The sequence below is a fragment of the Exiguobacterium sp. BG5(2022) genome, assembly GCF_031844365.1.
Taxonomy (GTDB): domain Bacteria; phylum Bacillota; class Bacilli; order Exiguobacteriales; family Exiguobacteriaceae; genus Exiguobacterium; species Exiguobacterium profundum.
In genome coordinates this window covers 1,608,269-1,631,337 of record NZ_JAUZVB010000001.1, presented here as the reverse complement: position 1 = coordinate 1,631,337, position 23,069 = coordinate 1,608,269, and the positions used below count along the sequence as shown (strand labels likewise).

General features: G+C 50.6%; 20 protein-coding genes. 15 read left to right on the top strand and 5 right to left on the bottom strand.

What is annotated here, in order from left to right; translation table 11 throughout:
* Positions 1-2 precede the first annotated feature (2 nt).
* From Q9R25_RS08330 to Q9R25_RS08275, 12 genes are read left to right on the top strand one after another with little or no spacing between them, the layout of a single operon-like run.
* On the top strand, positions 3-1,238 hold the full coding sequence (locus Q9R25_RS08330; RefSeq protein ID WP_251125262.1) for a glycosyltransferase family 4 protein: 1,236 nt from the start codon (positions 3-5) through the stop codon (positions 1,236-1,238).
* Positions 1,147-2,403, top strand: coding sequence for an ATP-grasp domain-containing protein (locus Q9R25_RS08325; RefSeq protein ID WP_311283024.1), 1,257 nt, complete (start codon positions 1,147-1,149; stop codon positions 2,401-2,403). The genes Q9R25_RS08330 and Q9R25_RS08325 overlap by 92 nt, the downstream gene beginning before the upstream one ends.
* Positions 2,367-3,479 (top strand): polysaccharide biosynthesis C-terminal domain-containing protein, encoded by a 1,113-nt coding sequence (locus Q9R25_RS08320; protein ID WP_214690497.1) that lies wholly within the window; start codon positions 2,367-2,369, stop codon positions 3,477-3,479. Before Q9R25_RS08325 ends, Q9R25_RS08320 begins: the two co-directional genes overlap by 37 nt.
* A gap of 14 nt (positions 3,480-3,493) precedes the next feature.
* A complete protein-coding gene (locus Q9R25_RS08315) occupies positions 3,494-4,471 on the top strand; it encodes a glycosyltransferase family 2 protein (RefSeq protein WP_311283023.1) in 978 nt (325 codons plus the stop codon).
* A gap of 26 nt (positions 4,472-4,497) precedes the next feature.
* Complete coding sequence (locus Q9R25_RS08310) at positions 4,498-5,619, top strand: DegT/DnrJ/EryC1/StrS family aminotransferase (protein WP_311283022.1); 1,122 nt, start codon at positions 4,498-4,500, stop codon at positions 5,617-5,619.
* Positions 5,616-6,587, top strand: a complete 972-nt coding sequence (rfbA, locus tag Q9R25_RS08305; protein ID WP_311283021.1) for a glucose-1-phosphate thymidylyltransferase RfbA — start codon at positions 5,616-5,618, stop codon at positions 6,585-6,587. Before Q9R25_RS08310 ends, rfbA begins: the two co-directional genes overlap by 4 nt.
* Complete coding sequence (rfbB, locus tag Q9R25_RS08300) at positions 6,493-7,545, top strand: dTDP-glucose 4,6-dehydratase (protein ID WP_311283020.1); 1,053 nt, start codon at positions 6,493-6,495, stop codon at positions 7,543-7,545. The genes rfbA and rfbB overlap by 95 nt, the downstream gene beginning before the upstream one ends.
* Before the next feature lie 40 nt (positions 7,546-7,585).
* Positions 7,586-8,566, top strand: a complete 981-nt coding sequence (locus Q9R25_RS08295) for a glycosyltransferase family 2 protein (protein WP_214690502.1) — start codon at positions 7,586-7,588, stop codon at positions 8,564-8,566.
* A gap of 14 nt (positions 8,567-8,580) precedes the next feature.
* Positions 8,581-9,279: a WbqC family protein gene (locus Q9R25_RS08290; protein WP_159562884.1), complete on the top strand. Its 699-nt coding sequence runs from the start codon at positions 8,581-8,583 to the stop codon at positions 9,277-9,279.
* Positions 9,280-9,327: 48 nt separating this feature from the next.
* On the top strand, positions 9,328-10,293 hold the full coding sequence (locus tag Q9R25_RS08285) for a glycoside hydrolase family protein (protein ID WP_311283019.1): 966 nt from the start codon (positions 9,328-9,330) through the stop codon (positions 10,291-10,293).
* Positions 10,290-11,228, top strand: a complete 939-nt coding sequence (locus Q9R25_RS08280) for a glycoside hydrolase family protein (protein ID WP_311283018.1) — start codon at positions 10,290-10,292, stop codon at positions 11,226-11,228. Before Q9R25_RS08285 ends, Q9R25_RS08280 begins: the two co-directional genes overlap by 4 nt.
* Positions 11,228-11,644, top strand: coding sequence for a GNAT family N-acetyltransferase (locus tag Q9R25_RS08275; RefSeq protein WP_311283017.1), 417 nt, complete (start codon positions 11,228-11,230; stop codon positions 11,642-11,644). The genes Q9R25_RS08280 and Q9R25_RS08275 overlap by 1 nt, the downstream gene beginning before the upstream one ends.
* 145 nt (positions 11,645-11,789) lie before the next feature.
* Here Q9R25_RS08275 and Q9R25_RS08270 read toward each other — a convergent pair whose 3' ends face one another.
* Positions 11,790-12,050, bottom strand: coding sequence for a hypothetical protein (locus Q9R25_RS08270; RefSeq protein WP_031422447.1), 261 nt, complete (start codon positions 12,048-12,050; stop codon positions 11,790-11,792).
* Between the two features lie 104 nt (positions 12,051-12,154).
* Here Q9R25_RS08270 and Q9R25_RS08265 point away from each other — a divergent pair, with 104 nt between their 5' ends.
* Both Q9R25_RS08265 and Q9R25_RS08260 read left to right on the top strand, forming a co-directional pair.
* Positions 12,155-13,396 carry a UDP-glucose dehydrogenase family protein gene (locus Q9R25_RS08265; protein WP_159562880.1) on the top strand — a complete coding sequence of 414 codons (1,242 nt, stop codon included), beginning with the start codon at positions 12,155-12,157 and terminating at the stop codon, positions 13,394-13,396.
* 97 nt (positions 13,397-13,493) lie between these two features.
* Positions 13,494-14,222, top strand: coding sequence for a DUF3784 domain-containing protein (locus Q9R25_RS08260; protein WP_214690507.1), 729 nt, complete (start codon positions 13,494-13,496; stop codon positions 14,220-14,222).
* A 12-nt stretch (positions 14,223-14,234) separates the two neighbouring features.
* Here the strand turns inward: Q9R25_RS08260 and Q9R25_RS08255 are convergent, their stop codons facing one another.
* Together Q9R25_RS08255 and Q9R25_RS08250 are read right to left on the bottom strand one after the other, a co-directional pair.
* On the bottom strand, positions 14,235-16,931 hold the full coding sequence (locus tag Q9R25_RS08255) for an EAL domain-containing protein (RefSeq protein WP_311283016.1): 2,697 nt from the start codon (positions 16,929-16,931) through the stop codon (positions 14,235-14,237).
* A gap of 112 nt (positions 16,932-17,043) precedes the next feature.
* Positions 17,044-18,816 (bottom strand): C40 family peptidase, encoded by a 1,773-nt coding sequence (locus Q9R25_RS08250; RefSeq protein ID WP_214690509.1) that lies wholly within the window; start codon positions 18,814-18,816, stop codon positions 17,044-17,046.
* A 281-nt stretch (positions 18,817-19,097) separates the two neighbouring features.
* On the opposite strand from Q9R25_RS08250, the gene Q9R25_RS08245 reads away from it, so the two are divergent.
* On the top strand, positions 19,098-20,945 hold the full coding sequence (locus Q9R25_RS08245) for a sensor domain-containing phosphodiesterase (protein ID WP_311283015.1): 1,848 nt from the start codon (positions 19,098-19,100) through the stop codon (positions 20,943-20,945).
* 12 nt (positions 20,946-20,957) lie between these two features.
* Here the strand turns inward: Q9R25_RS08245 and Q9R25_RS08240 are convergent, their stop codons facing one another.
* Both Q9R25_RS08240 and Q9R25_RS08235 read right to left on the bottom strand, forming a co-directional pair.
* Entirely contained in the window at positions 20,958-22,331 is a 1,374-nt protein-coding gene (locus Q9R25_RS08240) for a sensor histidine kinase (protein WP_074035937.1), read from the bottom strand.
* Between the two features lie 12 nt (positions 22,332-22,343).
* Complete coding sequence (locus Q9R25_RS08235) at positions 22,344-23,033, bottom strand: response regulator transcription factor (protein WP_074035939.1); 690 nt, start codon at positions 23,031-23,033, stop codon at positions 22,344-22,346.
* Positions 23,034-23,069: the final 36 nt, after the last annotated feature.

The following is a 23,069-nucleotide window of genomic DNA, read 5'->3' as shown; positions in this document are numbered from 1 at the left end:
TGATGACCAGAGAACGAATCGTCTTCTTATCCAATATGGCTTCCCCGTATCAAGTGAAATTCGCTGACGCGCTCCATAAATATTTTGATACTGAGTTTTGGTTTTATAGACAAATCACGGATCAACGTCCTGATTGGTGGGTCATCCCACTTGGTAAACGCTGTCGCGTCTTGAGAGGCTCCTATTTCTCGAAAAAGACGAACTATCTGTCACTCGATGTGTTTGTCCAACTCATCCGGTTTCGACCGCATATCTTGCTACTAGCCGGCTTTACCCCGTTTCACGCAATTCTCTTAAAAATTGTCAAACTGTTCGGGGTGCGCGTCGTCGTCATGAGCGAGCCAATCCGAAACGTTCGAGGTGAGACGAGCGGCGAATCGACGTTATTGACAAGAGAAAACGGCTTGCACAAGACCACACGGATTCATCGACTGTTCAAGCGGACCGATTTGATTTTCGGAATGGGAAACGTCGCACGCGATCAATTTATCAAGGAACTAGGCTTCCCTTCCGAACGAGTCGTCTCGGCGCCCTATCCGATTGATATCGAGACGCATATGTCGCACCCATTGCGTCAGAAAGGACCAAATGACCCGATTCATCTGTTGTTTGCCAATCGCTTAATTGAACGTTATCAACCGCTCGTCGCCTTGGAGGCGTATCGAATCTTGAAAGAAGAATATCCGAACCTTTCCATGTCGCTCAATCGCGACGGACACCTCGCAGATGCGTGTCGGCGATATATCGAGGACGAGCAGTTGAAGGACGTCACGTTCCTTGACGAAATCGAGTCGTGGGAAGGATTGAATCTCGTTTACCGGAGTTCGGACATCCTCGTATTACCGGCGACCTATTCGAACGGGAACATCAGCATCATTGAAGCCTGCGCGTCCGGGATGGGGATTGTTGTCAGCCATGACGTCAACAACGTTGAGAGACATCTGCACGAAGGCATTAACTGTTACAAATGCGAACCGACGGTGGCGTCACTCGTGACCGAGCTTAAGCGGTATCTGGAACATCCTGAAAAATTGAAAGCTCACGGACAACAATCGAAAGAACTCGTGACACCGCGACTGAACGCCAGTACTGCTGCCATCTACGCCGATTTACTCCAACCACTTTATCGCAAAGGAGATTCTCACCATGCTGAAGCTGATGTTGCTCGGGGGCGCGATGCATCAAGTTCCCATCATCCAAAAAGCGAAACAACAAGGGATATTCACCGTTCTCTGTGACTATCTACCGGATAATCCAGGTCGACTCGTGGCCGATCGCTATTACTGTACGAGCACGCTTGATCGGGAAGCAGTCCTCGCCATCGCGAGAGAAGAAGGCATCGATGGGATTGTCGCTTATGCCTCCGACCCGGCGGCGCGAACGGCCGCCTATGTCGGAGAAGCGCTCGGTTTAGTGACGAACTCGCTAGAAACGGTCGAAACGTTGACGAATAAAGCGAAGTTTCGAACATTCCTACAGCGACATGGCTTTGCCGTCCCGGAAGCCTTTGCGTTTACCGAACTAGAAATAGCCGTCGAAACGTTACGGAATCGAGCGGGCGAGTACATCATCAAACCGGCCGACGCCTCTGGGAGTAAAGGGGTCAACAAATGGAGTCGGGGGAACGGGATTGAGCAGCTTCGTCGCCATCTTCGAGTGGCATTTACGATGTCATTCAATCAGGAAGTAGTCGTGGAGGAGTTCATTACCCGAGACGGCTATCAATTAGCGGGTGATGGATTTGTCGTCGACGAGGAGTTGGTGTTTCGTTGTTTCGGAAACGGACACTTCAATGTGAACGGAGTCAACCCGTTCGCCCCGATCAGTGCGAGTTTCCCGAGTGTCCATCCGCCTCACGTGCTTGAGCGAGTCCATGAGACGTTGCAACGCATGTTGACTAAAGTCGGCTTCAAGCAAGGCGCGTTCAACTTCGACATCTTCGTCAAAGGAGAAGACGTCTATCTGATGGATATCGGTCCACGGAACGGAGGGAATTACATCCCACAAATCATCGAACAAGCGACAGGCGTCGACTTGGTCCAGGCGACGATTGATGTCGCACTCGGGATACCGGTGACGATCGAGATGAAACCAGTGACCGTACCGTCCGCCTATTTCATCATCGGCAGTCAAGAAACGGGGCGATTCATGGGTGTCCATTTCGATGAGGACACATATACGATTCGACAAGCGAACATCTATTACAACGTCGGAGATGTGGTACCGCGCTTCGAAGGGGCAAATCAAGCACTCGGTAGTTTGATTCTAGAGTTTGAAGACGTCGAGACGATGCTTCGACTCGTCGAACATCCCGAGCGATGGCTGACCTTACACATCCAGTCAACCGAAGAAACGGAGGGAGAATCATGGACATCGTCGTCACCGGTGCGAACGGTTTTTTAGGCAGACACCTCGTCCACGCCTTGGAGCGGGCTGGGCATCTCGTCCTCCCGATCACCCGTTCGACATCATCCGTGGAACGAAGCAGCTATCTGCGTCGAGCGGACGCCGTCTATCATGTGGCCGGAGTGAACCGTCCCGAACGAGTCGAAGAATTCACGACGGGAAACGTCGACTTGACCGAGGCGATCGCCACCGAATTGCTGTCCTATAATCCGGTCCCCGTCTTTTTCGCCTCATCGATTCAAGCGACTCAAGACAATCCTTACGGAAACAGTAAACGAGAAGCGGAGGACATTTTGCGGCTGTACGGTCAACGGAGCGGGGCACCGGTTCACATATATCGGCTCCCGAACCTGTTCGGCAAATGGGGGAGACCATTCTATAACAGTGCGGTCACGACGTTTTGTTATCAGATTGCACGAGGAGAGGACATCACGGTCACACATCCCAATCACGTGTTGACGCTCGCCCATGTCGATGACGTCGTCGCATCGTTTGTAGGGGCGTTGCATAAAACAGAAAGCACCGATTCAGATGTCCCGACACACCAGATCACATTATTCGACCTTGCCCGAATGATTGAATCGTTCGAAGCGGTCCGAATGGCTAGAGGGGTACCGGATGTATCGGATCCTTTTACGAAAAAGCTGTACAGCACGTACTTAAGTTACTTGCCGAAAGAACGGATGGTCACGCCTCTCTTGATGCATCAGGACGTGCGGGGATCGTTCACAGAACTGTTCAAGACGCCTGACCGTGGTCAAGTCTCCGTCAACGTGGCCAAACCCGGAATCACAAAAGGGGAGCACTGGCATGAGTCGAAACATGAACAATTCATCGTCGTCAGCGGTGAAGGCGTGATTCGGCTCCGGTTGATGGACCAAGATCAGATCATCTCGTTCCATGTCAGTGAAGAACAGCTTGAAGTCATCGAGATTCCGCCAGGTTACGTCCATCATATCGAAAACACGGGCGTGAAAGATTTAGTGACGGTGATGTGGGTGAACGAGCCGTTCGACGCGAGTCAACCGGACACCTATCGAGCCACTGTCGCACAAGACGCGGAAGTCTCATAAAGGAGGGATTCATCATGGTCATGGTGAGCATCAACTGCATCACATACAATCACGAGAAGTACATCGCTCAGGCGATTGAAGGCTTTTTGTCACAGCGCACGAACTTCGAGGTCGAGATTCTGATCCATGATGACGCCTCGACGGATCGGACGGCAGACATCATCCGGGAATACGTTCAGAAATATCCTGAAAAATTCAACGTCATCTATCAGACGGAGAATCAATATTCAAAAGGCGTGTTCATCGCCCGGTTGAACGAGGAGCGGGCACGCGGCAAATACATCGCGGTTTGTGAGGGCGATGATTACTGGACCGACCCGTACAAATTGCAAAAACAAGTCGACTATATGGAAGCCCATCCGGACTGTACACTTTGTTTCCACGATGCGTACGTTGAGACAGGTGGAAAGCTCCACATGAACTGGCACGTCATTCCATGGATGCCGGAAAATCGAAAGCTCGCCTCATCCGTGCCCCGGACGTATGACGCCGGTGAATTACAGTTACTCGGGTTCGTTCCCACGATGTCCATGTTGTATGTGAACGATTTACATGACGCCCCGCGATGGCTCGAAGAGACGCCGGCGCGAGATGCATCGATTCGTTTGTATATCACGAGCAGGGGATACGCCTACTACATGCCGGAAGTGATGAGTGTCTATCGCTACGAGGTCGAAGGGTCGGCGACGACCATCTGGAACGAGGGGAATGTCGAACGTGACGTGAAGCGACATGAGGAGTTCATTCGGTTTATCAACTTATTTGATGCCTATACCGATGGAAAATACCATAAGGAGCTGGAGTTGTCCCGGATTTCCTTTGAAGTGGGGCTCCACCGATTGAAAGGAGAGTATGATGCGTTACGTTCTACTCGATATGACGCGTATCTCGATCGATTCGTCGGAATCGATCGAATCCGACCTTACCTGATGATCAAGCAGCCACATTTAACGGAGTGGCTGATTAAAATACGAAATCGGGCATTCGCTTAAACGAAAGGAAAAGGGGTGATTTCACCATGAATGGTTCAAATGTAGAAACAGATGCCGTCATTCCCGTCACACGACCGAGTATGCCGGATTTTGATACGTATGTCGAGATGATTCGTCCCCTTTGGGAGTCGCGTCACTTGAGCAACCGTGGCGAGCATGTGCGGGCATTAGAAGAAGAGTTAGAGCAGCGTCTCCACGTCCCGCACGTCTCCTTATTGACGAACGGTCATCTGGCACTCGAGACGGCGATTGATGTGCTCGGGTTGACAGGTGAGGTCATCACGACGCCGTTCACATTCGCCTCGACGACGCATGCGCTCATCCGAAAACAGATCACCCCTGTCTTTTGTGACATCAACCCCGTCGACTACACGATTGACGTCAACAAAATCGAGGCGTTGATCACGGAACGGACGACGGCCATCCTACCCGTTCATGTGTATGGGAACGTATGTGACGTGGAGGCGATCGAACAACTCGCAAAACGCCATGGGCTCCATGTCCTCTACGATGCGGCGCACGCGTTCGGTGTCCGGCACGACGGGCGCGACGTCTCGACGTTCGGCGACCTGACGATGTTCAGCTTTCATGCGACAAAAGTGTTTCACACGATTGAGGGTGGCGCGCTCACGTTCCGGGATGCCCGTTACGTCGAAGCGATTCATCAAGCCGTCAACTTTGGGATCACCGGACCAGAATCCGTCGAATCGGTCGGGGGCAACGCCAAGATGAACGAGTTTCAGGCGGCGATGGGACGGTGCAACCTCCCACGGATCGATGCCGACATTGAAAAGCGGAAACGTCTGGTCGAGCGATACGACACCCGTTTAAGGGACGCTTCGTTTCTGCGCTTGAACCTTCGGAATGAACGGACCGAGTCCAACTATGCGTACTATCCGGTTCTCGTCACGAAAGGGAGAGCGGCACGCGATGACATGATGGCATACTTAGCGCAGCATGGGATTCTCGCCCGGAAGTACTTTTATCCGCTCGTGACCGATTTTTCCTGCTACGCATTCGACGCATCCGTACCGAACGCCACGTACGTCTCGGATCGGGTGATCACGTTACCTCTCTATCCGGATATGACAATGGAGATGGTCGACCGCATTTGTGACGTAATCCTTGAAGGAGGGAATGAACGATGAAAGGAATCATTCTAGCGGGTGGGAACGGGACGCGTCTCTACCCGATGACGAAAGCAGTCTCGAAACAGCTGTTGCCAATCTACGACAAGCCCCTCATCTATTATCCGATGTCGGTGTTGATGCTCGCCGGCATCAAGGAGATTTTATTGATCTCGACCCCGAAAGACATTGCAGGGTATGAACGACTGTTCGGTGACGGGCATCAACTTGGAATCTCGATTACGTACCAAGTACAAGAGCGTCCGGTCGGTCTCGCGGATGCCTTCATATTAGGAGAATCGTTCATCAGGGACGACTCCGTTTGCCTCATCTTAGGGGATAACGTCTTCTATGGTCCGAACTTGACGCGCTTTTTACAGGATGCGAAAGAGCGACAATCAGGCGCGACGGTGTTCGGGTATCCGGTCAAGGACCCACGGGCATTCGGTGTCGTCGAGTTCGATGCGGATCGACGCGTCTTGTCCATCGAAGAGAAGCCGGCGGTCCCAAAATCCAATTATGCGGTACCGGGGCTCTACTTTTATGACAATCAAGTCGTCGAGTTCGCAAAACAAGTAAAGCCGTCGCCACGCGGCGAGCTCGAGATCACGTCGATCAATCAGATGTATTTGGAACGAGGCGAATTGAACGTCGTCTTGTTCGGTCGCGGGATGGCTTGGCTCGATACAGGAACGCCAGAGGGGATGATCAAAGCCTCCATCTTCGTACAGACGGTGCAGGAACGGCAAGGCTATTACATCGCTTGTTTGGAGGAAATTGCGTGGCGTCGTGGGTTCATCACGCGAGAGCAATTGGCCGACATGGGTCAGACGCTCAAGATGACCGATTACGGACAGTATTTGATATCGCTTCTAGAGGAAGGAGAACAGACCAATGCATACGATCCTAGTGACTGGCGGAGCCGGGTTCATCGGTTCAAATTTCATAAAACACTTTCGGGACAAACATCCAACGTCACGAATCCTTAACGTCGACGCTTTGACCTATGCCGGCAATTTAGAGAACGTCCAAGCGTTCGAGCACGACCCGCTCTACGTGTTTCGGAAAGTAGACATCCGTGACCGTCCAGCGATTGATGAACTGTTCTCTCTCTTTGAGATTGACGAAGTCGTTCATTTTGCGGCGGAATCGCATGTCGACCGAAGTATTCTTGAGCCGGAGTTGTTCCTCTCGACGAATATCTTGGGTACACAAGTGTTGCTCGATGTGGCCATGCGGCATTGGAAACGGTACCCGGATGACAAATACAGTCGAGACTATCGAGACAATGTCTGTTTCGTCCATGTCTCGACGGATGAGGTGTATGGGTCGCTAGGGGAGTCAGGGTTCTTTACAGAAGAGACCCCCCTCGCCCCGAACAGTCCTTATTCTGCCTCGAAGGCCGGGTCTGATTTGCTCGTTCGTTCCTATCATAAGACGTACGGCTTACCGATTAAGATCACCCGTTGCAGCAACAATTATGGTCCGTATCAATTCCCCGAGAAACTGATTCCGCTCATGGTGCACCATTGTATGACCGATCAACTACTCCCAGTATATGGGGACGGAGGACATATCCGAGATTGGTTACATGTACAGGACCACTGTGAAGCGATTGATCTCGTTCGGCAAAAGGGTCAGGTCGGAGAAGTCTATAACATCGGCGGACATAACGAGAAGACGAACCTCGAGCTCGTCCGAACGATTTTACAGGCTTTTGACTTACCCGATGACCGCATCCAATTCGTGACGGATCGCCCTGGTCACGACCGTCGTTATGCCATTGACGCGACGAAAATGAAAGACGAACTCGGGTGGGTGCCACGCTACAGTTTTGAACATGGAATCGAAGAGACGATTGAATGGTACCGATCACATCCGGAATGGGTTGAGCGCATCGTCTCGGGAGCGTACAAAACCTATTATCAAGACATGTACTCTTCCTAAATCGGAGCCGTTCTATCATCCCGGGGAAGGGGGGATCGACATGGTGATGGTCAGCATCGACTGCATCACATATAACCACGAACCGTACATCGCCAAAACGATTGAAGGATTTTTGATGCAGGAAACAGATTTTGAATTTGAAATCCTCATTCATGAGGATGCCTCAACGGATCGGACGGCAGACATCGTACGTAAATATGAAGAACAGCACCCAAACCTCATTCGGGTCATCTATCAAACGGAAAACCAATATTCTCAAGGTGTGTTGGTGAATCTGTTGAACGAAGAGAGGGCGCGTGGCAAGTACATCGCGCTTTGTGACGGGGATGACTACTGGACCGACCCGCAAAAGTTGCAGAAACAAGTCGACTATATGGAAGCCCATCCGGACTGTACGCTCTGTTTTCATGATGCGTATGTCGAAACGGACGACACACTCCATACCGGATGGCGCGTCATCCCGTGGATGCCTGAAAACAGAAAGTATGCCTCGACGGAACCGCGGACCTATCATGCCGGGGAGTTACAGCTACTCGGCTTCATTCCAACGATGTCCATGCTGTACCGAAATGGACTGACAGACCATCTGTTAGATTGGATCGGCGATACGCCTGCCTTCGACGGCGCGCTCAAATTGCACGTCGCAAGCCAAGGTTACGCCTACTACATGCCTGAGGTGATGAGCGTATATCGATTCGGTGTGTCCGGGTCGGTCACCACGAAGTGGCGTCAACGAAACAGGGAGCGCGACATCGAGCGGATCGAGGCGTTCATCCGAATGATGGATGCGTTCGATTCCTATACGAATGGCAGATTTCATCAAGAAATCGAAATCTCTCGCTTATCGTTCGAGGTCGGGTTGCATCGACTTCGACGAGATTTTCAAGCGCTGAAGTCACCTCGGTATGATCAATATGTGGAGCGATTTGTCGGTAGAGAGCGGCTACGTCCCTACTTGATGGTGCGACATCCAATCTTGATGGAGTGGTTGATTCGCATGCGCTCGCTCCAGCTCGGTTAAAGGAGGCGGCTCAAATGAAATTAGGAATCATGCAGCCGTACTACTTCCCATACCTCGGCTATATTCAATTGATGAACGCGGTGGACCAGTTCGTTATTTTGGACCATGTGCAATTTGCGAAACGAGGATGGATTCATCGAAACCGTATTTTGGTCGAGGGACACATCAAACCGATCCATCTGAAAATCGATCATATGACACAACATCGTACGATCCGTGAGCATGAGCGGATTCTCGATCCAGTTCATGAGACTTATCAACTGCGCTTATTGCACCATGCGTATCAACGCGCACCAAGTTATGCCGACGTCATGCCGATGGTTGAACGAATCATTCAAAATGAGGAACGCAATGTCGCCACTTATCTAGAAACGTTATTGACGGAAGTGCGTGACTATCTCGAGATGGATACGGAGTTATTGGTCGCCTCTTCGCTCGACTACGACAAGTCGCTGAAGTGTGAACAATTGGTACTCGAGATTTGTCATCATTTGCGTACATCGCATTACATCAATGCGATTGGAGGACAGGAACTTTATGACAAACAGCGTTTCGCGGAATCCGGAGTGCCGCTTGATTTTATCCAAATGAATGCTGTGGAATATGCTCAATTTGGTCATCCGTTCACGCCCAACTTGTCCATCATCGATGTCTTGATGTTCAATTCGAAGACGAAAATGCGTGAACTACTCGATGCCTATACGCTCGTCTAATGGGGCGAGATAGATGCCGCAACAATTAGGGGAAAGGGGACGAACACGTTGAATACATCATTTGAATGGACCAATCGACGTCTTTTCTTCAGCCCTCAACGAGACGCATCACTCGACTGGATGGATGCGTTCGCACAAGGACCTTGTGTGTTGGAACGCGATACCTATTTACGAATCTACTTCAGTTGTCGACCGAAACCGATCGATGGACGATACGTCAGTCACAGCGGGTATGTGGATGTCGCAAAAGAGGATTTCTCGATTCTTCGAATGAGTGAACGACCGATACTGGAGCTCGGTGCACGTGGGACGTTCGACGAGTTTGGTGTCTATCCGTTCTCAGCGATTGAGGTTGGGGATGAGGTGCACGCCTATTATGGGGGCTGGACGCGTACGGTGTCCGTTCCGTTTAATGTGAATATCGGAAAAGCCATCAGTCGAGACGGCGGACGTTCGTTTGAGCGTGTCGGTCCAGGACCGATCCTATCGTATACACTCGATGAACCGTTCATCTTGAGCGGTCCGAAGATTCGGCGTTTCCATGACACGTGGGTCTTGTTCTATATCGCCGGACGAGAGTGGGTCATGGATGGCGAACGTCCTGAACCGGTGTATAAGATTCGGCTGGCCACGTCGAAGGACGGGGTCACTTGGGTGAAGGCGGGACGCGATTTGATCGAAAGCGTACTTCCCAATGAAGCGCAGGCTAGTCCAGACGTCTTTTATGAGGATGGGCGCTATCATATGTTTTTCTGTTACCGGGACGCGACCGATTATCGGAAGAATCCAGAGCGGACTTATCGAATCGGATATGCCTCTTCTCCGGATTTCCTCCATTGGACGCGTGACGATGACGTGATGAAGTTCTCGCGGAACGAATCAGGATTCGATGACGAGATGGTCGCTTACCCCCATACGTTCACATTGAACGGGAAACGGTATTTACTCTATTTGGGGAATGAAGTCGGACGAGAAGGATTCGGCATCGCGGAGCGCAAGGAGGGAGCGAGATGAAGTGGAAGAAACTCGGACACATCTTCGACCCGGCGCCGTACGGATTTTTCGGGAAGTACTCCTCGTTCGCCCAGTCCCCTCAGGCGCTCGTCTTCGAGGATTTTGTGCGCATCTATTTCTCGACTCGCGAACCGGACGGTGACATGTTCAAGAGCCACGTCCGATATGTGGACATGACACGTGATTTCAACATTATCGACGTGTCCATAGATGAGGTTATCCCACTTGGAAAACGGGGGACATTCGACGAACACGGGATCTTCCCATTCCACGTCACGCGGACGCGTGATGGGCTTTATGGCTATACGAGTGGCTGGAGCCGTCGAGACTCTGTGTCGGTCGAAACGGGGATTGGTCTCACTGTCAGTCGGAACGAGGGAGAGACGTTCGAACGGCTCGGCGACGGACCGATATTATCGGCGAGCATCGAGGAACCGTTTCTCGTCGGCGACCCCTTTGTGGTCACACGGGAACAATACTATATGTATTACATTTACGGGACGACATGGAAAGAGGGTCCGGATGGCGTCCAGGAAAGGACCTATAAGATTGCGCTCGCCACGTCAGAAGATGGACAGACGTTCAAGCGTCACGGAAGAATCGTTTCGGATACGATCGCGGACGAGAGTCAGGCGCTTCCGACCGTGTTCGAAGCGGACGGACGCTACCATATGATTTTTTGTTTTCGAGACACCTTTGGCTTTCGGACCGACCCGTTACGCGGATATCGATTAGGTTACGCCTATTCGGAAAATCTGTTGGACTGGACGCGTGATGATACGGCACTCGGATTCGAGCGAAGTTCCGACGGATGGGATGCGGACATGGAATGTTACCCGCACGTCTTCGAGTGGGACGGTCGGCACTACCTCCTTTATAACGGGAACGAGTTTGGGCGACATGGGTTTGGTGTCGCGATTTTGGAGGATGTATGATGACTCGCGACCAAGGGACGGTTTCTGATTATGTGGCGCATCTTGAAGCGTGTGATCATCTGTTCCCGACCAAGCTGTCGGAGCGGGTAGAGTTAGGGCCATACGCTTTGAAGCTGCACGAACGGGCGACGTCGTATGAAATCTGGAACGACGGGCGTCTCGTCGGGCTAATCGCAGCTTACATGGATACGGACATCGTCTTCATCAGCCATATTTGCGTGTTGCCGGAAGCGCCGTCCGGTAGTGGGCACGCCTTACTGGAAGCATTATGCGAAGAAGCGATCCAGACGAACAAACGGAAGATTCACTTGCACGTCGAAGCGACGAACGAACGAGCGATTACCTTCTACATGCGACACGGCTTCCTCGAGCTCAATCGAATTGACGATGTGCTCGTCATGGAGAGCGTGTTATGAAACGTATCTCTCTCGTATTTCAGAATAAGAAAGTTAAATACAAACCGAAGCTGATCCTCGTCCATCGTACGAGGATTTTTTGATGAATGCAGGAATCTGATAAGCTTTATCGAATACGACAAAAAGAAAAAGCGCCTGACCGAGGTCAAACACTTTTCTTGAGCTCTCGTTTCCGGTCGCGTTGTACTTTCCAAATCACCGATCCAACGATGATCAGAATTGGCGCGATGACCCATGGACGGGCTTCGAGAATCGAGACGAGTTCAAAAATGGAGAGCCATCCGCTCACCATAATCAAGACTAGCAAAAAGGTTTTCAGTCCCCCCCGGACCGGAAGCCAAAAATAAACGAACAATGTCACTAAGAAGAAAGCGATTAAGCCCATGCGGTTTGTCCTTTCACCCATCATTTTGACTCATTATAGCAAAGAACATCGAGAGAGTGTTAGAAGCTTCACTTCTTCGGCGTGTTTCGGTACGCTTATAAAAGATGATTGAAGGAGGAACTGATGTGAAATTTGGAATTATTGGTTTAGGATACGTTGGATTGGCTACACTTTGTGGTTTGGCAAAAGCCGGTCATCACGTCATCGGGGTTGAAGCGGACGAAGAGAAGCTACGTCTTCTCATGAGTGGACACCCGCCATTCCATGAACCAGGCATGGCAGAGGTGTTGCAAGAGCACGCCGACCAGATCACCCTGACAAGCCGAATCGCGGATACGGAGCAGGTCGACTATTTGATTCTTGCGGTCGGGACACCGAGCAAGTCGGATGGAAGCTGTGACTTATCTTATATCGAAGCAGTCTTGTCGGAACTAAACACGAAGCATAAAATCGTCATTCGTAGCTCGGTCCCGCCCGGCACGACAGACTTACTGAACATCATGTATCCCTCTCATACGTTTGCGATCGTACCGGAATTTTTACAAGAAGGACGCGCGCTCGCAGATGTCATGAAACCACACCGTGTTGTCATCGGGTGTGTAAACCTCGAAGTCGCAGAAGAGTTGGCAGGAATCTACGGACGCCTTGGCGTTCCGCTCATCTGTACGACACCGATCAATGCAGAACTCATCAAATACGCCTCGAACGCCTTTTTGGCCACGAAAATCAGCTTCATGAACGACTTGTCGCGTCTAGCCGATCAAGCTGGCGCTGACATTTCGACGATTGCGGACGGGATGGGACTCGATCCGCGAATTGGGCGTTCGTTCTTGAACGCGGGCATCGGGTACGGAGGTTCGTGCTTCCCGAAAGACATGAACGCACTCCTACACGTCGCGAGTGAAAACGAGATCGACCTACGTGTCATCCGGGCGGCGACGAAAGTGAATGAGACGCAAATCGAGTACGTGCTCTCAAAATTGAACGTTGAACCGAACATGCGTGTGGCTATCCTTGGTTTGGCATTCAAACCAGGAACAGACGATATGCGAGATGCCCCATCGATTCTACTCGCTCACCACATGGTGGCCCGTAACGTGGACGTCATCGGGTATGATCCGATTGCGACGTGGGACTATCCACAAGCGACGACGGTCGAAGAGGCGCTGAAGGGAGCCGATTATGCCATTCTCGTCACAGAATGGGATGAGATCGTGAACTTGGCACCGGATGCTTTCAACGGCATGCGCCAGCGTCGATTGATCGATGCACGAAACGCATGGAAGTTTGCACGCGATCCGGGCGATGTGTCATACGAAGGAATCGGACGGATGCAACGTCCGTCGAACACACCGACTTCAAACTAAAACTGTTCAGGACCGCTCATATAGGCGGTCCTGTTTTTGCGAGACGTGAATCTTCTGTAGCGGTCATGACGTATAGAAAGGAGAGGAGGCGAGGCATATGTGGATTCTCATTCTAGCAGCAGGAATCGTCATCGGGTTAGGCTTCGCGGTTGACAGGCTCGGTTGGTATCACTTGATCTCTGGATATAATACGATGTCGAAAGAAAAACAGGAGCGGGTCGACATCAAAAAAGTGGCGCGACTGATTGCCTGGATGTGTTACGGGATTGGTGCACTTTTTCTCATCATTGCACTTATCGAACTGTCTGGTTGGAACGTCCCGCTCGAACCGTTCTTTCTCGTCCTGATGGTATTCATTGTCGGGATGCTCTGGCGGATGCAACGCTATGACGGTAACATCTACGATGGAGCGGGGCGCTTGAGACCAGATGGGAAAAAACGTCTCATTCCGATCATCATTGTCTCTGTCGTCTTACTCGTCGGTGTGCCGGCGCTCATGTTTTGGTTCAGTCAACCGACTGAGGTGATCGTGACGGATGAAGCGATCGTGATTGAAGGCAGTTATGGTCGTGAGGTCCCGTTTGATGAAGTGGCAGACGTGACATGGACGACATTGCCGGATATCGCGCGTCGAACGAACGGAGCAGATACGGGAACACGTCTGACCGGACATTTTCGGACGGAAGCAGGGGAGGATGTGCTCCTCTTTATCGACCGTGATGTCGAGCCGGTGATCCGACTCGATTGGTCAGACAAAACAATCTATCTCAATCAGTCTTCGGTTAAAGAAACGAGACAGTTATATGAGGACATTCGTTCACGCTGAAAAAAGGGACACTCAATGCGAGTGTCCCTTTTTGTTGACCCATGATTCGAATGAGGCTGCGTCCAGGGCGGGTGAGAAGTAGAAGCCCTGTCCGAGTTCGACCCCTTCACGAAGCATGCGTGACAGGTCGCTTTCGGTCTCAATCCCTTCGGCGAGAGCGGTCAGTTGTTGCTCGTTCGCAAAGCGAGAGACGGCACGTAAGAAGGAAGTACTTTCTTTCGCCTTTCCACTCACATACATCCGGTCAATTTTCACTTCTTGAATCGGTAGGTGCCAAATCGCTTCGAATGAGGCGTATCCGGTCCCGAAGTCGTCGATTGATAGGCAATAGCCGAGGTCGGAGATGTCTTCTAATCGTTCGAGTTCACTCGCATACGACATGATATCCGAGGACTCCGTCAATTCAATCTTCAATCGGTCAGGTAGCCACGGGTATACCTCAATCGAATCCCGGAGCTTCGCCACGATGGAAGGGTCGACCGAATGGGCCGACAAGTTGAACGACAAGGAGATGTCTTCAAATGAAGTTCCTTGCCATGCGACGAGCTGGGCAATCGTCTGATCGAGAATATTATGTGAGAGCCATAAGATTTGATCGGAACGTTCCGCGATGCGAATGAACTCGTTCGGTGGGATGACTCCGATGTCAGGATGTGTCCAACGAGCGAGCACTTCCGCGCCGACGACGCGACCGGTTTTCAATTCGACTTGCGGTTGATACGCGACCGTCAATTCTCCTTTTCGGATGGCGTCCGGAAGCGCTTGTTCAATCAGTGCGGCGAGTTGCATCTGGGCTAAAATTTCCGAGTCATACCAAACCGAAGGGGTACGTGTCTCTTTGGCGTGCTGTAACGCCTTCATCGCCTTGAACAGACAATCGTTGTAAGTCGATTCCGTCTCAGTTGCCCCGATTTGAATATGCACATTTTGACGTTTATGGTTGATTGTCACTTCTGTCGGGAATAGCTCCAACAGCTCGTGCTCATCCTCGTACGAGAAGCCTTTGACATACAGCATAAACGTGTCGTCTCGGTATCGACCGAAGAGATGTTGGGCATATTTCGAAAGACGGGACTCGACGGCTCGCGCAAACTCAATCATGAGCAGATCAGCATACGCAGGGTCGTACCAATCAACGAGATGATGATAGTCATGAATCCGGATAAGGACAAATGCACCGTCAATCTCTTGCTTTTCCCACTTGCGAATAAAACCGTATTCGTTATAGAGATTGGTCGCCAAGTCGAAACGGACGAGACGGTCGACCTTCCGTTCCCGTTCGACCCGGTCTGTCTCATCTTCGACGATGAGGTAATACGTCAACTTTTCCTCTCGCTTGAGTGGCGTCAGTTTCACATTCAGATAACGGAGATGTTCCCCTTTCAGATGAATGATGAACTGGGCACTCGTCCCATGTTCAGTCACACCTTCGAGCGCTTGCTCGAACAAGCGGCGACCCGTCTCGGTGAACAATTGATTAATCTCATATAAGTTCCGGTCACCGAAAAACTGCCGGAACATCTCGTTGCGCTCAATTAAATTATACGAGTCATCCATCAGTGCGATGGCGAGTCCCGTTTCAGAGAAGAGGGACGACCAACGTTCGTGATAGCGCACGAGATCTTGCGAACGATTTTCAAGTTCATGAACAGTCGAATGGACACTCGTGGCAATCTCACGTAACTCGTCCTCGATCCCTCGAAAATCATGTGTTTTCGGAAACATCGCTTCGACAGGTTCTAGGCTCGGGTCGATGGCGAGTGCGCGTGCCTTGAGATGCGCCAAATCGTGATTGTAACGATTGCGTGTATAGTAGAGCAGGAATAAGAGTCCGAGAGATAAGAGCAACGTCACCACGAATGAAGTGGTGGCTAAGACTTGATAATACTTACTTTCTTCTTGAAGCATCGTCTCAGAACTCGAACGGATGGAACGAAGGGCACCATAGGCGTCCTCGTAGACATTCGTTGAATTGACGTAACGAGCTTCTAGAGACACCTCGCGATTCGCCATATTCGCAAAGGACTGCCCGCTTTCTGCTACGTCGATGACCGCTTTCGATTGCAGTGTCTCATTCGATTCGATGATGGTTTGAACAAGTGTCGCTTCGCCGACAATCATGTCCACGGTGTTTGTGAGTTGATCCGCATCAATCGGGTTACGGAAGAAGGCTTCGCGATTCCGCATAAGAATCGATTGCATTCGCATGATGGCATCAGTCAGTTCGTATGCCGCATTCGATTGATTCGTTTGCTCGAGTGCTTGATATAGCCATCGTCGATTGATGGAACTGATGACATCCGTTGGGACCGCTTCGAACTGTTCTGCCTCGAGAATTTGATTCAACTCATTTGAAAACGTCTGGAGTGTCTCCCGTTCCCGTTCGTTCACACCGTCCTCAAAGTCGTTCAATAAACGCTCATTGTATTGGAGTGCCCGTTCTTTGTACGGTGTGGAGAGGAAGGATGTCGTCTGATTCGACTGCTCCTCATACCGGGTCGCCGCCTCGAACAGAGACACGTATGCTTCGACACCAGCTAGGTCTGCCGCTTGATTCAAATTCGTAATCGTCTGGTCGATGGCTTCTTGTTTTTCATGCCAATAAAAACTCGTGCCAAGTCCAAACAACAGGACACCGATGAGACAAGCAATCGCGAGCACCATCGTGTAGGTACGGTATGGAATTTTTGCAAAACGGGGTTGGCCCATCCGGCACCTCCTTTTTTCCTTCATCATACTTCCGAATTCGGGTCAGGCGATAAAAATCCTGCAAAACGAAAGAAAAACCCGACTTTTGTCGGGTTTTTTAGCGTGACGAAAGTCACGGTCGTTTATAACCGATTAAGCGTGACTGCCAATACGGTTCTTTACTGATTTGGTTGTATCCTAATCCGGATGAACCGGCATGGATGAACGTATCGGAATTGATCATGATACCCATGTGCGATGGCCCGGCGGTATATGTGTTTTCGAAGAAGACGAGGTCACCGGCCTGCGGGACGAATGACTTGGGCAATTGAGGTCCGAAATAAGCACCACCCCAATAATTAGCCACGTTTGTCCGTGGGATGCTGACGCCGGATTGATTGAATACATAATAGATGAGTCCTGAGCAATCGAATCCACCATTTGCCGGGCTTGATGATGCCCATACGTACGGTGTGCCGACGAAGCGTTTTGCCACATCGATGGTCGAAAGCCTAGTAGCTTGGGCACTTTGCCCTTTGATTTCAGTGACGGCTGATTTTGCGACGAATCCTGATGCGAGACGATAGTGGGTCGATGTCTCTCCGATCACGTTCAAGAGTTCTCCCCGAAGTGTCGAGCCGACCGTGCTACTCGACTCGTTCGCCTGTGACCGAATCGATGTCGGATAGTACGTATAATATGAATTCGAATCATAAGAACCTTCAACCCAAGACGGGCCGTCTGCCGAACCTTTCGGAACGGTTTTCACATAAGCCGAGGCGACAAATCCTACCGTATTCCCGTAATAGATTTGAAGCCAGCCTTTTGACGACTGGACGACGCGCAACGTCTGTCCTGCTTTGACACTCCCGATGATGGTCGCGCTCGTCGATGCGCTCGAACGTACGTTCAAGGACGGTGTGTTGACGATATAATCGACAGCCGCATTACCAGCACCGGCATCGCCTTCGTTCGGAGCCGGGTTGCTCGGTGTCGTGGACGTCTGCTTCAAGTAACCGGCGCTCACGTATCCGGACTTCCCATTATACGTGACATAGTACCAGCTGCCCGACTGTTTCGTCGCTTTGACGACGGTTCCGTTCGGGATGGTCGTGACGAGCGGATAACCGACTCCTGCACCTTGTCGAACGTTCAAGTTTGCCGTCGTAGTGAATTGTTGATTGATCGATTGTCCTGTACTCGGTGTTGTCGGTGTCGCCGCTCCTGATGTCGTTAAATATGTATTGGCGACATATCCTGTTTTCGACCCGTACTTCACTTTCGACCATGACCCTTCGACAGATAAGACGGTCACGGTCTTGCCTTTTGGAATCGTGAGCAATACGGTCGTCTTCGTAGACTTCGACGAACGCAGATTCAAGTTGGCTTTCGTTTGAGCTGTAGCCGAGCTCGGTGTGACCGTTGTTGGTTTGTCGGTACTGCTAGACATAGATGCCTTTTGCAAATAGTCGTTATGCACCCATCCGGTCTGTCCGCCGTAACTGACTTTTGTCCATGAACCGTTTGATTGAATCGACGTGAGCGTCGTACCTTTTGGAATCGTCAAGAGGACGCGATGCCATGTTCCGCCCGCGACGCGCATATTCAATGCGTGTGTCGTCGTGACGCGGTTCGTACTCGCCGTGGTTAACGAGGAACCACCTGTCGCAGCAGAGGGACTGCCTGTGAGCTTTAGTTTTTGACCGATGCGAATGCTATCGGAAGAGAGACCGTTCAACGATTTAATCGTCGCAACGGACACATCATAGGACCGACTGATCGACCATAACGTATCACCCGAACGCACCGTATGTGTGCTCGCCGCTGCTGCTTCGTCTGCGTGGGCAAGCACGCTGACCGCTGCAAGTGCCGCGAATGAATAGGTGAGACCAGACTTTGGATTCATAGCGTCACATCCTTTCAAAGAGTGAGAACGAAACAATTCAACAAGTGAAACAATACAAGTTCATTGTACGGTGAGAGGAAAAGGACAATCAATGGGACAAAGGGTCAATTCACACCACTTTCTTAAAAAGGAGGTCAATAATTTATAAATGGGAATAAATTCAAATTTTGTTTATTTAAAAACGAAGCAAGCATTGACTCTCTGTTGAATTTTGGAAAACGCTGTATCGGATGATTCATGCTATCATTAGGTCAAATTTAAATGGGTGAGGTAGCAGACTGATGATCGAGAACAACTTTTCAAACCGAGTATATCGTAAGCATCAAGAGAAACTGTTCGCGCTCGTACGGATGCCGATTGTAACGGAAGAAACGGTGCAGGAGGCAATTCTGTATATGTGTGAGATTGTCGCCGATATGTTGGCAGTCGATACAGTCTCGATCTGGCATTTTGATACATCGCATCGATCTATTTCATGTCAAGTCGCTTATTCTCACGAATCAGGGACACATCATCCGAAGTTGACGGTCCATCGTGAACTCGCGCCTGACTATTTTGATGCGCTTCAAACAGAGCGAATCCTTTCGTTTGAGGATGTTCGCAGTCATCCATGGGTGAAGGACTTGTACAAAGAGTACTTTGTAGAAGGAAAGCGTGTGTACTCCATGCTAGACGCTCCGATTTATGCAAACAATCGTGCCACAGGTGTGATTTGTTGCGAGACGTTTCTGCCTCGGAAGTGGAACTATCTTGAGGAATTGATTGTGAGTACACTTGCGGATTTTATTGCCATCCTGTACTTCCGGCTTGACCGGCAGCTTGTGGATGAACGGATTCATCAGTTAGCCTACACGGACGAACTGACAGGTTTGATGAACAAATATGCATTTGTCGAGGAAGTCGATCAATTACGTCAACAAGCGAGAGGGTTTTTAGGAGCAGTTTTATATATTCGAGCAGACGATTTTCGGTCTATTGAGGATGCGATTGGAACCGAAACATCGAATTTGATCGTGAAAGAAATGGCGAAACGACTACGAGCAGTAATCGATGAATCTAGGATGGCACGTACCTCGCAATCGGGATTTGTCATTTGGGTACCTTACGGGGAACGGAGGAAAATACGTTCGTTTGCAGAACATTTATGCGAGCAAGTGACGCGTGCGCCATATCGAGTCAATGAATTAGACGTTGTACTGACGACGAGCGCATTCATCTCCATTGAACATGAAAGTCGATCTACTTTGGATATGATTCATACAACACGTGTCGTTGCAGGTCAATCAGATGAGAAACGTGGGGTCATCAAGTTTTTTGAAGAGGCCATGGCGCAAGAAGCATCTGAGAGACTCTTGTTAGAGATGAATTTACGTACTGGTGTGATATCAGGTCAGTTTGAACTGTATTTCCAACCGAAAGTGAATGCTTCCTCAGGTAAACTGAAAGGGTTTGAAGGGTTGATGCGCTGGAATCACCCAGAGCGAGGTCTCGTGCCGCCGCTCGACTTCATTCCGCTTGCCGAATCAACGGGTGTCATCATCGACTTAGAGGAATGGGCGTTCGTGACGGCTTGTCGCCAACTCAAACGTTGGCATGAACGGGGAGACCGGTATGAACTCGCCCTCAATTTATCGGCGCGTCACTTCTTATCCGAAAGGGTCGTCGAAAAGTTTGCCCAAATCGCACGGGAAGAAGGGGTCAGTACGAGTTATTTGACCTTAGAAATCACGGAAAGCGTCGGGATGGAGAACCAGAAGCACGTCATCGATCGTTTTGTTGCATTCCGAGAAGAAGGTTTTTCCATCTCGATTGACGACTTCGGGACAGGGTTCTCGGCGTTCGTCTACTTGAAGCACTATCCGATTCATGAGATCAAAATCGATCGCCAGTTCATTCAAGTGACTGAGAATGACCCGACCGGCAACGTCATCGTCGAATCGATTGTCGATCTGGCACGTGGCTTGAACTTGAAGACGGTGTGCGAAGGCGTCGAGACGCCTGAGCAGTGGAACGCGTTACGCGAACTCGGCTGTGACGAGATGCAAGGATATTATTTCTCTAGACCGTTACCGCTTGAAGAACTTGAAGAATGGATTGTTGACTATACGACACAGAAAAGGGACGCCTGAGCGTCCCTTTTGCTATGTCATGAATGTGATTCGAATTGTGGTGCCGTGTCCCGGTGCACTGTCGACTTCTATTTTCCCGCCGTGGGCTTCGATGATGTCCCGTGAGATGGCCATGCCGAGACCACTCCCGCGTGCGTCGTCTGTATTCGTGCCTCGGTAATAGCGTTCAAAGATATAGGGCAATTCGGATTCTGCAATCCCATTTCCATCATCTCCAATCGTCACGACGTCACCCTCGATGTGGACCGTCACGTGCACCGAATCGTCATTATGGAGAAGAGCATTATACAAGAAGTTGAGCAAGGCTCGCTTCATAAAGTGACGATCGAGCGAGACGGTCGCTGCTTGAGTAGCCTCAAACTCGATGTGACGCTCCCCAAAGCGAGAATCGTTCAACACGTCGATGACGAGCTCACGAACGAACGGCTCGAGGTTTGTCTCTTCGAGCGTAAGTGGGAAATCGCCGTGTTGCAGACGCATCGTCAAATTGAAATCGTCGAGCAGTTCCTTCATATACTTAGCCTGTCGTTCAATCACATGTACGTATTGTCTGTGCTCGGTGTCATCTAACGAATCATCATCAAGTAGTTCGGCGTAGCCTTGGATGGAGGCGAGCGGGGTCTTCAGGTCGTGCGATACGTTGCTCATCCACTCTTTTCGACGTTCTTCGAGTTCTTCGCGCTGACGTTCATACGTTTTAAGTGTCTGTGAGACGGCATTCAAATCATAGAAAACAGGACGGTAAATCCCTGACTGCTTCGGTTCGGTAGTCGAAAAATCACGTTGCTTCAGCTGTTGAATCCGTTCGGTCAAGCGATATACAGGGCGCGTCAATCGTGAACTGAACAATAAACCGATCAAGGCGGCGACAAGTAAATCGACAACTAGAATCCAGAAGAACGCCTTCGTGATATACGAAAGGACTGCCTGTTCGTCTAACATAAAGAGCACCCGACGCTCATTTGCCTCCGGCACACCGATGAGATAACTGTACGATTCATACTCCCCGATGAAGTAGAGTCGGAGGTCATCATCCATATATTTATACATTTGAATCAATTCGATTGGAGAATAGGCGTCTGGTAATCCACTCGGGGCATCGACCTCGCTGACGACACGTCCCGTCTCATCTAAAAAGCGGACGAATGCACCCGTTTGGCGAAGAGCTTCCCGCCCGGCTTCTGACACAACGGGTTCACCGTCCTCAAGCGATACATAGGTGCTGAAGTTTCGGGTGAAGGTCTCCCCGGCGTTGCTCTCGACATCATCAAGTCCCGTTCGATCATTGATAAGGAGGCCGAATAAGATTGTAATGTTCAAGAAGACGACGAGCGCGACAATAAGGAGAATCGACAACAAATAGCGACCGGTCAGTTTCCATTTCATCATGATCGCTCCTTACACCGTCAACCGATAGCCAAGTCCCTTGACCGTCTTGATATATGTCGGATCAGATGGATTGGGTTCGACTTTTTCACGGAGACGTCGGATGTGTACCATGACCGTGTTGTCGGATCCGAAGAATGACTCACCCCACACTTGCGTGAAGAGCGTCTCCTTGCTGAGAATCCGGTTCGGGTTGCGTAAAAAGCAGGCGAGAAGACCGACTTCTTTAGCCGTCAACTCCAATCGTTCCCCGTTCACATACACTTCTGTCTCGTCTTCATTCATTTGAAAGGGGCCGACGGTCGTCGTCTCAGGCATTGGTGCTTCCATCATTGAAACCCGTCGGAGCTGAGCCTTTACACGGAATGCCACTTCTTTTGGACTGAACGGCTTCGTGATGTAGTCATCTCCACCGATGGCGAGACCGAGCAGTTTATCGACCTCTTCCGATTTGGCAGAGAGAAAGAGGATCGGGATGTTGGACTGCGCTCGCATCTGTTGGCAGAGCTGATAGCCTTCACCGTCCGGTAACATAACGTCTAAGATCGCCAAGTGAGGGCGGAACGTCTCGAAGACATCAAATCCGTCTTTCAATGTGTGAGCGGTCCGAATCTCATGAAATCCTTCTTTTTCAAGCGCGCGTTGAATCAATATACATAAATCTTGTTCATCATCCACGATGAGAATCCGTGGCTGTTCCATCGTCATCACCTCTTTCTAAGCATATCACGTAAGGAT